We start from the raw sequence: 15651 nt of genomic DNA on the forward strand, positions 1-15651 counted from the left end.
ACGATACATGCCCCAACCGTTAACCGTTTACATCTCCTCCGCCTTCTTGCGGTTCTGATTGTATTTCCCCATGGCCTTGTCAATATCGCCCTGCAGAATCATCTCGACCGCATCCGCGGCATCCCGGATCGACGCATCAATCGTCTCTCTTACCGCTCCGGGAAACGGAGCCAGAACGTAATCCGCCAGATCCCAGTGCTCCGGCTTTGCGCCGATCCCCACACGGATTCGCGCGAACCGGTCGGTTCCGAGACACTGAATGATATTCTTCATCCCATTATGGCCCCCGGCGCTCCCCTTCTTCCGGATTCGCAGCTGACCGGGCTCCAGGTCGATGTCATCATATATTACGATCAGCTGTGTCTCCGGATCAATTTTATAGTAATGCACATACTCCTGTATGGCCTCGCCGGACAGATTCATATAGGTAAGAGGCTTGATCAGGATTGCCTTTTCTCCGCCAATCACGGCCTTGCCGTACATAGCCTTCATCGAAAGCCCTGAGGACGGCACATTATAACGGTCCGCCAGCTCGGTGATGACGTCAAAACCCATGTTGTGCTTCGTACCGTCATATTTTCTTCCCGGATTTCCCAGTCCTGCTATCAGATACATAATTTTCTCCCCGGATTTCCCAGTCCTGCTGTCAGATACATAATTTTCTCCCCGAATTTTCCAGTCCTGTTATCAGATACATGATTATTTCCTGCTTCTACACAATACAGACACAGCCGGCAGCCCGCCAGAAGCGGGTCCCCGGTTCATGTCTGTAAGCTGTTCTGTTTCATCGGATCACACAGACAGCTGAGAGCTCATGTCAATGCTCTTCCTATGCTGCCAATGACTCCACAGCCTTGATCAAAATACACCATCCAGGCTGCCGGCCGCTCCGCGGCTTTCTGTTAATTAAAATACACCGTCTCGACTGCCGGAGGCTCCGCAGCCTTGATCGTGATCGCCTGGAATACCGGCTCCTCTTCCTGCGCCATCGGTACGAACTTATAATCGACCCTCGCCGTCAGCTGCACCCAGCTTCCCTCGGTCAGCTTCGCGGCGTTCTTACTGTGACACAGATAGCCGATGTACTGCATATCCGCCGCGCAGCACGTCATCGCCGTGCGCGCCGGCATGAAGAAGTCCGCTCCGGCCTCCCGGCTCTTCAGCACCATGCCCTTGAAGCGTACTTTTTTCCCCTTGTAGCGATCCGGATTATCCTGAAGATCCACGAAGAAGATTCCGTAGTCCACATCATCAATATCGATAATATCCTGATCCAGATCATAGGGAACCGAATCCTCAAAGATATCCACCGGCTGTCCGTCCACATCCAGGAACTGCACATCACAGCCCGGATTCACTACCTTAAAGCTCCGGCGGAAATTGGAGAGCGGCATATCTCTCTTGCAGCGATTAAACAGCACCATATCCGCCTGCCGGCTCATCTCCGCGAACAGAGACTTCATGTTGGTCTGATAGACCTGGAAGGTAGACGCATCCACTGTCACGATCTGCTGCACAATGCCCCATCCCCTGGGAAGCCGCATCTGCCAGAGCTTGTCCACGCTCCACAGCGGGTTGAATTCGATAATCACACGCTCCGGGCTGTATTTTCTCTGAAACGCCCGAAGGTTCTCATAGCTGAACTGCTCTTGTTCATCGATCGTCTCGATCACTGTATTGTACTTCAGCAGTTCCTTTTCATCGTATTCCTCTTCCCCTTCCTCTGTATTGATCAGAAGGGTCGGCCCGTCGATCTGGAAATAATCCTGGGCAATCGTAAAATTCAGGAAAGATGTCTTTCCACTTTCCAGAAATCCCGTGATCAGATAAATCGGGACTTCGATTTCATTCTCATCCATAGTTTTAACTTTCTATACTATATGTATGTATCACAAATCTCCATCTGTTTTCGTATCTCCCTATCGGCTGCCAGATCCGGGTGCAATCCCATTTTGTCTGTCTGATCCGGGTGCAATCCTAAATTGCCTCCCTGATCCGCGTGCGATCCTATATTGCCTGTGCCAAATCCGGGTACACCCCAATATTGCCTGCCCGATCCGGGTACAACCCGATATTGCCTGCCCAATCCGGGTACAACCCGATATTGCCTGCCCGATAAGGAAAAACTGAGTTTGTTTCGGCATTCACCCACGTCCATGCGCCGCTTCGCATACTTTGGACACGGATCAGAGCTTGAAGAGCTCCTTCAGCTTGTCTTCCTTCAGATCGGATCCGATCACGCACAGACGGCCGGTATACTCCGGTGCGCCCTCGCGGACATCTGCTTCTTCCGGAACCATGTCAAAATAAATCCACTTTCCGTCGGTTCCCTCTACCATGCCCTTTGCACGCAGAATTGTTCCATAGGTATTGTCCGCGGAAAGAGCCTTAAGAATACTGCTGATCTCATCGCTGGTGTACTTCCGGATCGTCTCCTGCCCCCAGCTGGTGAAGACCTCATCAGCATCGTGATGATGATGGTGGTGATGGCCGCATCCGCAGTGATCATGATGATGCTCATGACCCTCCTCATCATGATCATGGTGGTGATCACAGTGGTCATGCTCATCCTCGTCGTGATCGCCATGATGGTGCCCGCAGTGGTCATGCTCATCCCCGTCGTGATCGCCATGATGGTGCCCGCAGTGGTCATGCTCATCCTCGTCGTGATCGTGATGATGATGCTCGTGCTCCTCTTCGTCCTCGTCATCATCCTCAACGAGTGAGAGATCAATCTTCACACCCTCCATGGTATCCAGAACCTTTTTGCCGCTGAGCTGCTCTACCGGTGTGGTGATGACCGTTGCCTTCGGATTCAGCTCGCGGATCAGAGCCAGCGCTTCCTCAACCTTCGCGTCTGTCGCCTTCGGTGTATCCATGCGGCTCAGGATGATCGTGCCGGCAGCCTCGACCTGATTCTTGAAAAACTCGCCGAAGTTCTTCAGATACATCTTTGCCTTTGTGACATCGACAACCGTCGTCGCGCTGTTCAGTTCAAGATCCGCTGCTCCGGCATTCTTCTCGACTGCACGGATGACATCCGAAAGCTTACCGACACCGGAGGGCTCGATGATCACGCGGTCCGGATGATACTTGTCAACGACCTCCTTCAGCGCAACGCCGAAATCGCCGACCAGGGAGCAGCAGATGCATCCGGAATTCATCTCCTTGATCTCAATGCCCGCGTCCTTCAGGAAACCGCCGTCGATTCCGATTTCACCGAACTCATTCTCAATCAGCACGACCTGCTGTCCCTTCAGGGCATCCGCAAGGAGCTTCTTGATCAGCGTAGTCTTTCCTGCACCCAAAAAACCTGAAATAATATCTATCTTTGCCATATGAAATCACTCTCCTGTTCTGTGAATCGCCGCTGTCAGCGGCTAATTAGGTTGTGTACTATTCTATTGCGTAGCCTTATCATTATACTGCAATCCGCAGAAATGTCAAATTACAATTCACCGTGAATTTCCGCGGTCATCAGTGCATATAGATTCGATTTCGCCTGTCATCACTCCTTCATCCTTCGTTCGAGCATTTCCGGATTTGTCGCACAGTCAAGCGCGGTCTGCCTGGTGATTTTTCCGGCCTCATACAGGGAAAAAAGGCTGTTGTCCATGGAGACCATCTCCTCTGTCGCGGAACCGTAGATGACGCCGTTGATCTGATAAATTTTGTTGTCCCGGATCATATTCCGGATCGCGGGATTGACCGTCATAATCTCAAATGCCGGAATTCTGCCGCCGTCCACGGACGGAACGAGCTGCTGGGAAATGACGGTCATCAGAACAGTGGACAGCTGCACCGCGATCTGCCTCTGCTGATTAGCGGGGAAGACATCGATGATCCGGTTGATCGTATTGGCCGCCCCCATGGTATGCAATGTGGAAAAAATAAGATGTCCGGTCTCGGCAGCGGTCATCGCGACGGAAATTGTCTCGTAATCCCGCATCTCACCGAGCAGAATAACGTCGGGGCTCTGCCGGAGCGACGCCCGAAGTGCCGTCAGATAGCTGTTCGAATCCGAGCGGATCTCTCTCTGGCTCACAATGCTGTTCTTGTGCCTGTGAAGGTATTCGATCGGATCCTCCAGTGTGATAATATGCGCGTTTCTCTGCATGTTGATGGCATCTATGATACAGGCAAGCGTCGTTGTCTTCCCGCTTCCCGCAGGGCCTGTGACCAGCACCATCCCACGTCTCTCCGCTCCTGTGCGGATCACACTTTCCGGTATTCCGAGTCTGGCAGGATCCGGCAGCTCAAAAGCCACGATCCGGATAACCGCCGAATAAGATCCTCTCTGCTTATAGGCGCTCACCCGGAATCGGGAAAGTCCCGAGATATGGAAAGAAAAATCATCATCGCCATCCTTTTTCAACAGCGTCCGGTCGCGGTTTTCCGCCAGTTCGTAGATTCCGATCAGCAGCTGCCTTGTGTCATCCGCCGTCAGTTTTGTATCTGAAACGCTCTGAATCTCACCGTCTTTTCGTATCGTAAGAGTTGCTCCGGCAACGATAAAGATATCCGATGCGTGCATCTCTACTCCCTTTTTTAAAATTTCTGTGATGTCCATCTCTCTGCTTGTCCTCCGATACTTCTCCGTCTTGTCCGTGCACATTCTGTATGCTGATGTACAGATATGCTGATGCTCCGTTCATTCTTCCATCCAGATAATTTATCGGTTCATCATACCTTGTACTTTCATCTGTTCACGATTGTCGCCGGTCGCCTTTGCAATTGTGATATAAGTTCATCATGCCCGGCTGCTCTCATCCATTTAAGATACGCCCGGTGTCATCACGGGAATCGTTGTCTCGGGCTCCCACTCACCCGTTGAAATCACTTTCCATTCCACAATCCGGTAGCCATTCTCTGCGCCTTCTCCCGTCCTGTCCTCCATTACGTTTTCCGAGGAAGCCCCCGCTCCGTTCTCTATGTTATCATTCGCTCCGTTCTCCGCCGCGGTCTCTGTGTCAGCCTTGGTTCCGTTCTCCGTGCTTTCCCCCGTATTTTCGCTTTCAGCCTCCACAACAACCGAAAGAACGCTTTCGCTGTCAACCTCAATCTGGAAGGCCACCTTCTCAGGCATCTTCTTCCCGCTTTCTTCCGCGTTCTTCCATTCTTCGTTCAGCTCTGCGATCCGATCCTCTGCCTTGTTGGATGCGGCATAATACGAAGACTGATGCTCTGCGGTCTTCTGGCTGATCTTATACTCATTTCTCGCCGTAAGCAGGGAAAGCACCGCAAAGGAAAAGATACACAGTGCGAGAAAACAGACAAACAGGAGCGACATGCCCAGGGGAAAGGGAAATGTTATGCCCTCTTCCGTTCGTTTTTTTCTGAAATAAGGAACATTCATGACGTCTCCCCTTCCCAGGTATCCGGGATAACACTCCTGATCGCAAGATCATACACGGAATCTCCTGTATTCTGCCCTTTCCGATCAACCGGGTAAAAATGCATGTCCGCATGAACCATGCCGTTTTCCGTATGGATAACCGCTGTCAGCTGATAAGACGCTCTTTTCTCCGTCTGCTTCAGCTGAGAATCGTACGGAATGACAAGGGATACGTCAGGTCCCTCTGCCCGATCTTCTCCTATCTGATCTTCTCCTGCCTGCTCTTTTCCTGTCTGATCGGAAAACTCCGCCTCGGGAAAAGCCTCACGGATCAGTTTCTCTGCTTCTTCCATGCTCCCTGCACTGCTGATCAGTTCCGCCAGATTCGCCTCCGCCCGGGAGGCAAGATTCAGCTCCTGCGAAGAACAGTTCATCCGATGGGCTTTGGAAAAAATCAACAGACAGATTGCGGCAACCACAAAGAATATCAAAATTGAAATCATCAGTTCAATCAGGAACAAAAACGATTCCCGTTTTTTCATATCTAAAATCCTTTCGGTTTTGATAGGCGGAAACCCACTGGATCCTACTCCTACTCCTCTTCCTCCGTCTCGCCGGAGGCGGCAGAGCGTACATATACGTAGGTATCCGCCCGCTCTCCCTTGCTGTCAAGGCAATCAATATACAGAAGTCCCGGCTTTCGTTCCTCCGGCTTGAAATTCTTAACTTCCAGAATCGGCTCTCCCGCATCCAGCTGCCACCCGGTCTCATCTGTCACGGTCAGTTCCCGCACACTGTCTTCGTATTCATAAATGAGGGTCTCATATCTGGTTCCTGAGTCCGTACCTTCAATCACCAGGACCGGGATACCGTCTGTCTCCCGGATGCTGACATTGCCTCCGGAGTCGTTATGATGAATCTTTTCTGTGATATAGGTCAGTAATGTCCGTGACGAAAAATCATCGGATGATTTTCTCACCGTCGATTCATATTCCCGCGCTCCGAACAGAAGGACCAGAACTGCGCTTCCAGCGAAAAAAAGCGCCAGCAATACGGCAGCGAAGGCTCCGATCAACGAAGCCTCTGATTTTCTGTTTCCCCGAAACCGGTTCATGACATCACCTCCGGAACATTCTGCAGTATCCTGTTGCTCTCAACTTCCGTACATCTCATTCTGCTGTCCCACACTCCTGCGCCCTTACTGCGCCTTACTGCGCCTTACTCCTGCGCCTCACTGCGCCTTACTCCTGCGCCTCACTGCGCCTTACTCCTGCGCCTTACTGCGCCTTACTTCTATACCTTACTCCTGCATCTTACTCCTGATTCTCACTCGTACCGTCTCTCCGGATGACGGTAACGACCGGGCGGATGTTGGAGCCTGTCACCTGATAGTCCACATAAAACATCTTCTCATTGTAGATAAGGCCGTAATTCTGCTTCAGATACGACAGACTCTCCGGGTATCTCCCCTCCATCGAATAACAGGCTGTAATGTCATTCTCGAGAGCCTGCCGCAGATTCTTTTCCTGACGGTTTACGTCACCGACAGAAATCAGATGAATCCCGATGCCAAATGCCACAATCACCAGAACTGCCGCGACGAGCCGCACATAGGCATGATTTCGGCTGTGTCTCTTTTTTGCAAAACGCGCCATCGATCAATCCCCTCCTATTTGACGAAGTCTGTCTGCACTCACACTATGTTTCATAAATTCTATCTGTTTCCATTCGTTATCTTGAGATTCGTCTGTTTCCACTCGATATCCTGAGATCCGTCTGTTCCCGTATTCTTTGCAGCACTGCGGTTTACAGGGATGTCATCACACACACTGATCTACTCGGTACTTGCCATCGGCGGTTTTACGGAGAGGTCATTACAGGGAGGTCATCACCCCCAGCAGCGGGAGCATGACACTCAGCAGAATTCCGCCCGTCAGCACAGAAAGAATGATGATCAGAATCGGCTCGATCGATGAGATAAAACGGTTGAGCCGCTCCTGCGTCTGTTGTCTGTAGAATCCCGAAATCTCGCCGAGAACCTGATCAAGAGAGCCGGACTTTTCTCCCAGAATCGCCATTCTGGCATACATCCCGGAAAAGACCTCATGATCCTTCAGACTCTGCGCCATGGGCATTCCCGCATCCATATCCCTGCGAACCGCGGCAATTTTATCCCGGTAGTCCTTTTCTGAAAGCAGATCAATCGCCATATCCATCCCCTCCTCCGGAGTCAGCCCGCTTGAAAGTGTCATCGACATCACCCGGGAAAAACGATAGGCGTCCATCTCTTCGTATCCCTTCCGGGCAGACTTGAAATGCCTGCCGAAATTGTGCCAGAACGTCCGGCCCTCCTCCGTCATCCTGCTCACAAAAATCACCAGCACAAGCGATCCGACAATCAACAGAACAGAAATAGAATAGGTCCGGATCATATCTCCGATCTCCTTGAGCACAAGCGGAAATCCGGTCAGCTCTGTTCCAAGCTCCCGGTACACCTGTTCAAAGACCGGTATCACCCTCACCACAAGAGCGACGATAATGGCAAGCATGACACAGGTGAGAATCAGCGGGTAGAGCATGGCGTCCGAGGATTCTCTGCGCATCTCTTCCTCATTTTCATAATATTCCTCAAGAGCAGCCATCACCGTATCCAGATTTCCGGTTCTCTCGCCGATCCGGACCAGCCGGACCATGTAAGGCGGAAAGACTCCGGTCTTCTTCATCGCCGGTGCCAGCGATCCGGGAAAACCAGACTCATCCAGGATCTGCTTCAGAATCTCACGCTCCTCCGGGTCCTCCGCATTATCATACATCAGAGTGATCCCCTCAATTTCGGAAAGACCGGATTTCAGTACAAGCGCCATCTGGCCGGCAAAGGCGGCCGCTTCCAGATTCGAAAGATGCCGGATCCTCCGTGCTCCGCCCGGCTTTTTCCGACCGAACACACTACGGTGCGCCTTTCTGCGATCTGTGCTTTTCGCGCTGCGGTTCACCTTGCCGCCATCTCCACTATCCACATCGCAGTCCGCTCTTCTGCCATCACCGCTCTCCGCCATATCTTGCCCGCTGACGTCCACGCGGCTGTCCACCCTGCCCAGTTCCCTTTTTGCTTCTTCTCCGTTCATCTCAATCACTCTCCCTTCGGGCTGATTACCCGGGACCGCTCAGTACACGTATTTCTCCGTGTAATTAGATCCGTCCCCCACGTATTTTTTGACTTCTTTCTCGTCATTATTGGCGCCCAGCGTCGGATCCATCAGGGTCCATTTTTTTCCGTCAAAAAAAATAATGTGATCCACCCAGCCCCGTTTCTCCAGATAGACACTGACCCAGGCGTGGTAGGCTTTTCCGGAATAGCCCGTCACCAGCTTCGTCGGCACCTTCTCGCACCTCAGAAGCGCCGTCATCAGAGACGCATAGTCAAAGCAGATTCCCTTCCCGGAACTCAGCGTCTCGTCCGGCTCCGGAATATAATTCATTGGTGTGCTCTCCGCCAGCTGCTCATCATAAGAAATATTGGAAATCACATAATTATAGACGTTCTGCACATACTCCAGATCAGACTTTGCCTCCCCCGCAAGCTTCTCGCCCAGCTTCACGACATCGCTCGAGGCGGAATAGTCCACGTACTGACTGGGGTACAGAAACGGCTGAAATTCATCCAGAAGTTTAACCGTAAAATCCTGCGACAGACCGACCGCATACTGGTCACCGGAAACATTCTCCAGCACCTTTATGGAATAATCTCCGTCCCCGCAGGTCAGAGGCAGCGCTTCAAACTCCCCGCCTTCCTTCAGCGGATACGGGTACATCTCTCCGTTCGAATTGGTGATCTGAATCTGAATACTTTTGTCATTCGTATCCTTGATCATCAGATAGCCGTTATCTGTATGAGACAGATCCAGTACTATGCTCCCGTCCTCATTCTGAAAGGTCTTCGTTCCATCCGCACGAGCAACCAGAAGATCTTCTGGGGAAGCCAGCGGCTGCCAGGAATATCCGCCGGACGAAACGTCCGCCGATTCCTCCGCTTCGTTGCCGCTCCCCGGACTTCCCGGCTTTCCTCCGCATCCGGAAAAGAGCAGCGCAAATAGCAGAAAAAGAAGCCGGAAGGCAGTCTTGCGTCTTGCCGGCAGCTTAACGTATCTGTTCTCGTGCATCTGCATGAGCATATGCGTTTTTCCCTCCTTTCCGGTTCTTTTCCTGTGCCTCGTGGCCTGTAAACTATACTGTACTCTACGCGCCGAACAGCCTGCCCTTGATCGCAGCTCCGACAATCGCCTTGAAAGATCTTGAATCCACGGAATGTTCCCGGTTGTCTCCCATCACGAAATAGCTGCCTTCCGGCACCTGATACGGGTAAGTCACCTCGCCCTCTTCCGTCTCTGTGCTTCCATGCGCGTAGGCTGACTCGTTCAGCGCCTTGCCATTTACCAGAACCTCGCCATTCTTAAGATCGACGGTGTCTCCTCCCACGGCAATCACTCTCTTGATCAGCAGCTCTCCGTCCGGAAGGCGGAAGCAGATGATATCCCCGGGCTGATAGCTGTGTTCCAGGCGGTTGTACCAGACGGTCTGGCCATTATGAAACGTCGGGTCCATAGAATTTCCGGAAACTCTCGCGACTCCGATCACCAGCCGGAACAGCAAAGCAATTCCTATCGCAAAAAGCACCAGGTACTGAATCAGAATCTGAAGTCTCCGCTTCCAGGTTCCATATCTTCCCGCTGTATTCTTCTTCATGTCTTTCGCTCTGGCATGATCCTTCAAGACTTTTTCTTCTCCATCATATATCCATATATCTTGAACTACCCATCCCGTCCAAAGCAGGATGGGATTCCCATGGTTCAGCCTTGCAGCTTCTCAATTAATCTGCCGCACTGCAGTACCACTGCGGACTTTAAATCACACCACGGCTGCGAACTTTAAATCGCACCACAGCTACGGATTTAAAATCAGCCGCAGTACATTTCCGGTCCGATCCGGAATGGAAACCTCAATTTTCTCCGAAGGGTACGCAAAAGTAACTGCTCCCGTGCTTTCCTCCCACGACACCGGCTCAATCGTTCTCCCCTTCTCGTCGCTTCCGCTTATTCTGTCATAATCGATGCCGCTATTGTCCGTCAGAAACAGCGTCACCGCATCCCTTCCGTCTGTTTTGCGTCTCACCAGCTCCGGCGGCTTCGTATCCTTCGTGTCGACCAGCACAGACGTGCTGACACGCCGGCGATTTTCCCCCGTAACCGTAATCTTCATGCTGCCATTCCGTGTCGGCCGGACGGTATAGACCGATGCGCCCTCCTGATAGACCGGCATCTGGTCCCCGCCAATCTCCGCTGTCACGGAATAGATCTCCAGAATCGAAGAGACATGCACGGTATATACCGGCCTTCCAGCCTCATCGGCATTCGATGTTTTCTCCATTGTCATATTCGGACGAATCAGCAGCAACGGCAGGAGAATGATTATTGCCGCCATGATCCCTACGACCAGAATCATCAGCCGGCTTCGCTGCTTCCGGTAGCCCATATAAATATCCAGGTTCTGAAGCGGCACCGTGTTCTGCTCCATTCCAAGTGTATCCAGAATATTATACAGCATCTGTTCCGCTGTATCATCATCCAGTACCGCCATTGCGACTCGATTTTTATCTGCGTCTCCCGCCGGTACCGAAGCAGATTCTTTCATCTCTGCTGCGTCTCCCGTCTGCTCCACACCAGATTTTCTTTTCTCTTCTCCATCTTCCCTCTGCTCTGGCGCGGATTCTCTCTTCTCTGCCGCATCACCATTATACCGCAGGATCTTGTCACATACACCATCCGTGATCTCCAGCAGCCACCGGAGCATTGGAATGTCCGCAGGTTTTTCCTTTTCTCCGGCACGCAGATAGGTCTCTGTCACTGCATCCTGTGTCAGATAAATATCCGACAGCCTCCGGTATGCATGCTCATAAATCTTTCTGCATGTCACAGCGTAAATTGCCGCGAATGCGTTGGCGTCGCCCTCCCGCCACTCATCGATCAATTCTCTGATATATTCGGGGTCATGCCTTCTCACTTAGGTTCCTCACCCACTCTCCTGTCCGCAAGGGAAATCAGGTCTGTAACCTCCCTGACCTCTCCACCCTCATGAAATGCGATGCCATACTCGAACTTCATCGGAGGATTGCTGCTGTCCGCATTGTTCGCGTCTACCTTGTCACGAATTCGTTCCAGAAAATGGCTGATCATTTCCTCCGATCCATTTTCAAACATCGCCACGAACTTATTGCCGCCGTTTCTGCCCACGAAGCAGTGACCGACAGACGCCATTTTCAGGATCAGGGAAAAACGTCGAATGGAGGCGTTTCCTTCCTGCCTGCCATACTTCTCATTAATCTCCCGGATATTGGACAAGGTAAGCACCACACATCCAAAGTCCGAAGGAAGCGGCAGATTGTCATATTTATCGATCAGCTTGTCTATGCTGTACCGGTTCCCGATCTTCGTCATCTGATCTGAGCTGAGATTTCGAAGCAGCTTCGCATACGCCTCTTCTTCTCTCGCATAAAAGCTGAAATCCAGAAAGATGAAAAAGAAAGACAGCGCCAGTGACAGCCATAACAGAAGACTGACTACCCGCACATTTCTGCCATTGTCCGCCACTACCGCAATAATAACCACCGCTGCCAGAATACCGAAGACAAGCAGCTGAATGGTCTTCACGAGATTCATTTTCTTCATATAGATGAAAGCCTCCCATTCCGGTGGATCTTCCGCTGGGTAAAAGCATCCCACTCTGGCGGAACTTCCGCCGCGAAGTATCCATGCCTTACATTTTATCATGAATTGCCCTGATTAAGTTAGTAAGAATTGCCGTCACATAAGAAGACTGGCGTACCCGCGCCTTGTGAAGCGTGTACGCCAGTCTCTCTATGATCCCCTGCACCTGCTCTCTTGCATCCATTCAGACCCAGGGGCTGTGTCCCCCACCTGATCGGCAGGAGCACAGCAAATCTGTTTTCATTGCTAATCAGCTCTTATGAGCCCTCTGGTCACGTCTTCTGAAGAACAGGACAATCAGCACTGCGCCTGCCGCGGCAAACAGAAGAATGTACATCGCAAGATTCGAAACATCTCCTGTCTTCACGGCCTTTGCATTCGTCACATAGACCACCTTGTCCTTGCCCTGAATCACCTTCTCATACTTAACGGTCTTCTGCATCCTGGTCTTCTTTGTCTGATATTCTACCGGCACATCGATCATGTCCAGAGTATTATCGCTTACCCACTTATCGATTGCTTCCTGATCAGCCACAAGATTACCATTTTCATCAAGCTTGTAGATCGTGATGCTGCTGTCATATTTGTTGATCCTGAACAGAATATCATCTGCAAGCTGATAGCCATCCGGCGCAGATACCTCGTGCAAGATGTAGTACGTGTCTACATTCATCGACTTGGTCTGTGCTTCGTCAAACCATCTTGCGAAGGTTTCCGGTCCGTCAGTCGTTGTCCAGTCAGCCATTACTCTTCCGGTTGCCTTTTCAATGATCTGGAGTCTCGCGCCCTTCAGGTACTTTCCGGAAGTATCCAGCTTTGCAATGTTCAGTCTGGATACCTGGTCAGATACCCCTGCCGCAGTTACCAGATAATTGCTGTTCAGCGAACTGTTGTCCGCAGACGGCTCCACAATACCGAATTTCGAGAAGCTGTCCGATGTAAAGCTTGCCTGAAGCAATTTATCCGAATTTGCAGCAATGGATCCTGCAACCGCCTGAACCTCCGTTCCGTCGGATTTTTCCTTCAGATGAACGATCTTCAGTGCCTTTGCATCCGTGCCCTCCGGCAGCGCCAGGCTGTCCTTGTACTGAATCGTAACGGTAACATCACCGAACTTCGGCTCTACTACTGTTCCGTTCTTATCCACAAATTCAACATTGTAGTAAACGACATTGCTTGCGATCTTTCCGCAGGCGATCTCTACCTTATTCTGTGCATCCTTCAACTCACTTCCGGTCAAAGGCTCCACCTTCATCGTGGTTCCTGCCTCAAATGCTCCGTCAGCAGCCTGTGCTGTAGCGGTGATCTTTGAATCGGAGTATGTCAGAGCTCCTGTCGTGTCAAGCGTTGTCTTCGCAGACGTATGCTGAACAAGAAGATTCTCTGCATTCTGCGATGTAATGTCACCGATGGTAACCGGTGTCTGTCCGTCTTCACTGAACAGAGCGATCTCACCATTTCCGGTATATCTTACCTGGAACTTCTGTCCGATGTACGGATCAACCTCATGGCCTTCCGGTGCCGCAATCTCCTTGAAGTAGTAGATATGCGTATTTCCATCTGTGCTCGGCTGAATCTTACCGAAGTACATGTATCCGTTCTCATCAGATACCTGAGATTCGATCAGGATATCATTGTCTCCCTTAACGACCTCATACAGGCCATAGGTAGCGCCCAACAGCGGATCATAAGGAGCTATTCTTGATCTCTTCTGTACTCTCAGAACAATCGGTCTTACCGTATTTGTGAAGACTGCATGAGAGCTGCTGGTCACATTACCCTCGGCATCATATACGATTGCATCGCTGTCATATGCGACAGAAGCATCGCTTCCCTGGATCTCGCGAACCGTGTAGCCCTTTTCATCGAATTCCACATCTGTGAAGAAGATCTCGCCCGCCGCATTATTCACAGCTGTCCTGTAAACCTTCTCCGGATCACTGTTCCTGTAGAGTGCGAACATAAATTCGCCATTTGTCAGCGTTCCGCCGTTCAGAACCTTATTCGCATAAACGGTAACAGGCTTATGAATAAACTTGTTCGTCAAATCAACCAGTTTGCCGTTCACATCAGCCGTCACAACCTGATCGTTGTTCAAAGCCTTATAGAATTCATCGTTCTCTTCCTCATGAACGGTGTAGCTCTTTCCGGCTTCAAGCTGATCAAACGTTCCCTGCCAGTTGTTCACTTCCGAAAGCTCCAGCTTCTGAACCGTAGCTCCGGTACTCGTATCAATCAGATCAATTACTACCGCAGACGGACGGTAACTCTCATTGCCTGCATCGTCCCAGTCCTTTCTGACTGTAACTTTTGCGAACTGTTTGTTGTCGAAAGCGGTTACTGTCGCATTGTTTGCTACCAGCTTACCCGTTCCATCGTCTGTTACTGTGATAGTAACTGTTCTTTCTCCATCCTGATACTTGATTCCATCAATTATTTCTCCGGCGTTCTGTTCTACAATTCTGTACTCATGCGTACCGACGGATGTATATCTCAAGTTGCTGAATACATAGTTCCCATCCGAATCGTTTGTCGCGGTATCAATTACTTTCTTACCTTCGATCAGATCGAACCGGAACTGGCCTGCCTTCACCTTTACAGTACCGCCATTAATTGTCTTGCTGCCATAGATTACAGCTGACGCGGCTTTTGCTTCATACTTGTTGGTGAAATCAAGTCCAACGCCTTCCGCATTGACATTCCTGTAAGCTTTACCATCTTTCGTTGCAGATATTGTTGCTTTCAGCTCACCCTTTCTGTTATCCGTTACATTTACGGTTACTTCATATGTTGTTGAATCGTAGGTGATGCCAGCGTTGTCGCCAACAGACTCGGTAACCTTGTATACATGCTGTCCAGGGGCGTCGTAAGTAATCGTTTTGAACCTGTATTGTCCGGAGCCGTCAACTGTTGCGGTATCCTGATAGTCACCATTCTCCTCATTCAGTTTAAATGTGAATACAGGATTCTGTATACCTGTCGGATAATTCTCTAATACTTTGGTTCCACCCAACGTTACGCTTGTGCTCGATGAACCATACGTATTTGTGAAGTTCAGCGCATTTCCAATGCTGTCTTTGACAACATTCAGCGTACCATCACCATTGTCAGTTACTGTTACATTGACCTTATACTTCGTCGCGTCATACTTCACGCCGTCGATGGTCTTATCCCCGTTGAGCTCATAGATTGTATACGTATGTTTTCCTGCATCACTCAACGAATAATCAATGGTCGGATATTCAATCGTACCGTCAGCTTTATTCGTAACGGTTGCGACCTCCTTCAATCCTTCCATGATCCGGAAACTGAACTCACCAGCGGTTAAATCCTGGCCTTCCAACGTCTTCGTTCCACTGAAGGTTACGTTGCCGTTCGCCGCATAGCTGTTCGTGAAATTCAGTGTCTTCGCGTTGTCGCTTGCGGTTACTTTCAGCGTTCCGTTCTTGTTATCCTCTACCTTTACTGTTACTTCGTAGCTGTTGCTGTCATACGTTACGCCACCGATCGTCTTGCCCGCATTCTCCTCACTTACAACATATGTGAAGCTCTTGC

14 protein-coding genes are annotated in these 15651 nt (G+C 50.7%); all 14 read right to left on the reverse strand.

Annotated features, from left to right (window positions below; all coding sequences use genetic code 11):
• Positions 1-27 precede the first annotated feature (27 nt).
• Positions 28-615, reverse strand: a complete 588-nt coding sequence (pth, locus tag ACTQ1O_RS13610) for an aminoacyl-tRNA hydrolase (protein WP_441487725.1) — start codon at positions 613-615, stop codon at positions 28-30.
• A gap of 287 nt (positions 616-902) precedes the next feature.
• Positions 903-1859 carry a TIGR03943 family putative permease subunit gene (locus tag ACTQ1O_RS13615; RefSeq protein WP_441100437.1) on the reverse strand — a complete coding sequence of 319 codons (957 nt, stop codon included), beginning with the start codon at positions 1857-1859 and terminating at the stop codon, positions 903-905.
• Between the two features lie 327 nt (positions 1860-2186).
• Positions 2187-3338 carry a CobW family GTP-binding protein gene (locus ACTQ1O_RS13620; protein ID WP_441487726.1) on the reverse strand — a complete coding sequence of 384 codons (1152 nt, stop codon included), beginning with the start codon at positions 3336-3338 and terminating at the stop codon, positions 2187-2189.
• Between the two features lie 170 nt (positions 3339-3508).
• On the reverse strand, positions 3509-4570 hold the full coding sequence (locus ACTQ1O_RS13625; RefSeq protein WP_441487727.1) for a type IV pilus twitching motility protein PilT: 1062 nt from the start codon (positions 4568-4570) through the stop codon (positions 3509-3511).
• Positions 4571-4774: 204 nt separating this feature from the next.
• Positions 4775-5356: a hypothetical protein gene (locus ACTQ1O_RS13630; protein ID WP_441487728.1), complete on the reverse strand. Its 582-nt coding sequence runs from the start codon at positions 5354-5356 to the stop codon at positions 4775-4777.
• Complete coding sequence (locus tag ACTQ1O_RS13635) at positions 5353-5877, reverse strand: hypothetical protein (protein ID WP_441487729.1); 525 nt, start codon at positions 5875-5877, stop codon at positions 5353-5355. Before ACTQ1O_RS13635 ends, ACTQ1O_RS13630 begins: the two co-directional genes overlap by 4 nt.
• A 50-nt stretch (positions 5878-5927) precedes the next feature.
• Positions 5928-6449, reverse strand: a complete 522-nt coding sequence (locus tag ACTQ1O_RS13640) for a DUF4860 domain-containing protein (protein ID WP_441487730.1) — start codon at positions 6447-6449, stop codon at positions 5928-5930.
• A gap of 199 nt (positions 6450-6648) precedes the next feature.
• Entirely contained in the window at positions 6649-6990 is a 342-nt protein-coding gene (locus ACTQ1O_RS13645) for a hypothetical protein (RefSeq protein ID WP_441487731.1), read from the reverse strand.
• 219 nt (positions 6991-7209) lie between these two features.
• On the reverse strand, positions 7210-8460 hold the full coding sequence (locus ACTQ1O_RS13650; RefSeq protein WP_441487732.1) for a type II secretion system F family protein: 1251 nt from the start codon (positions 8458-8460) through the stop codon (positions 7210-7212).
• A 39-nt stretch (positions 8461-8499) separates the two neighbouring features.
• Positions 8500-9507, reverse strand: coding sequence for a transglutaminase-like domain-containing protein (locus ACTQ1O_RS13655; RefSeq protein WP_441487733.1), 1008 nt, complete (start codon positions 9505-9507; stop codon positions 8500-8502).
• Positions 9508-9571: 64 nt separating this feature from the next.
• Positions 9572-10078, reverse strand: coding sequence for a signal peptidase I (gene lepB, locus ACTQ1O_RS13660; protein WP_441487734.1), 507 nt, complete (start codon positions 10076-10078; stop codon positions 9572-9574).
• A gap of 198 nt (positions 10079-10276) precedes the next feature.
• Positions 10277-11392: a hypothetical protein gene (locus tag ACTQ1O_RS13665; protein ID WP_441487735.1), complete on the reverse strand. Its 1116-nt coding sequence runs from the start codon at positions 11390-11392 to the stop codon at positions 10277-10279.
• A complete protein-coding gene (locus ACTQ1O_RS13670; protein WP_441475961.1) occupies positions 11389-12057 on the reverse strand; it encodes a diguanylate cyclase domain-containing protein in 669 nt (222 codons plus the stop codon). Before ACTQ1O_RS13670 ends, ACTQ1O_RS13665 begins: the two co-directional genes overlap by 4 nt.
• Before the next feature lie 289 nt (positions 12058-12346).
• The coding region (locus ACTQ1O_RS13675; RefSeq protein ID WP_441487736.1) for a Spy0128 family protein at positions 12347-15651 on the reverse strand (3305 nt) is incomplete at its 5' end.

It is taken from the genome of Bilifractor sp. LCP21S3_A7 (assembly GCF_052118825.1).
Taxonomy (GTDB): Bacteria; Bacillota; Clostridia; order Lachnospirales; family Lachnospiraceae; genus Bilifractor.

Bases quoted from the DNA above. Each gene is read 5' to 3' on its own strand.
- ACTQ1O_RS13630 (WP_441487728.1), bottom strand. From the start codon at position 5,356: ATGAATGTTCCTTATTTCAGAAAAAAACGAACGGAAGAGGGCATAACA.
- ACTQ1O_RS13620 (WP_441487726.1), bottom strand. From the start codon at position 3,338: ATGGCAAAGATAGATATTATTTCAGGTTTTTTGGGTGCAGGAAAGACT.
- ACTQ1O_RS13625 (WP_441487727.1), bottom strand. From the start codon at position 4,570: ATGGACATCACAGAAATTTTAAAAAAGGGAGTAGAGATGCACGCATCG.
- pth (WP_441487725.1), bottom strand. From the start codon at position 615: ATGTATCTGATAGCAGGACTGGGAAATCCGGGAAGAAAATATGACGGT.
- ACTQ1O_RS13615 (WP_441100437.1), bottom strand. From the start codon at position 1,859: ATGGATGAGAATGAAATCGAAGTCCCGATTTATCTGATCACGGGATTT.
- ACTQ1O_RS13670 (WP_441475961.1), bottom strand. From the start codon at position 12,057: ATGAAGAAAATGAATCTCGTGAAGACCATTCAGCTGCTTGTCTTCGGT.
- ACTQ1O_RS13640 (WP_441487730.1), bottom strand. From the start codon at position 6,449: ATGAACCGGTTTCGGGGAAACAGAAAATCAGAGGCTTCGTTGATCGGA.
- lepB (WP_441487734.1), bottom strand. From the start codon at position 10,078: ATGAAGAAGAATACAGCGGGAAGATATGGAACCTGGAAGCGGAGACTT.
- ACTQ1O_RS13645 (WP_441487731.1), bottom strand. From the start codon at position 6,990: ATGGCGCGTTTTGCAAAAAAGAGACACAGCCGAAATCATGCCTATGTG.
- ACTQ1O_RS13650 (WP_441487732.1), bottom strand. From the start codon at position 8,460: ATGAACGGAGAAGAAGCAAAAAGGGAACTGGGCAGGGTGGACAGCCGC.
- ACTQ1O_RS13655 (WP_441487733.1), bottom strand. From the start codon at position 9,507: ATGCTCATGCAGATGCACGAGAACAGATACGTTAAGCTGCCGGCAAGA.
- ACTQ1O_RS13635 (WP_441487729.1), bottom strand. From the start codon at position 5,877: ATGAAAAAACGGGAATCGTTTTTGTTCCTGATTGAACTGATGATTTCA.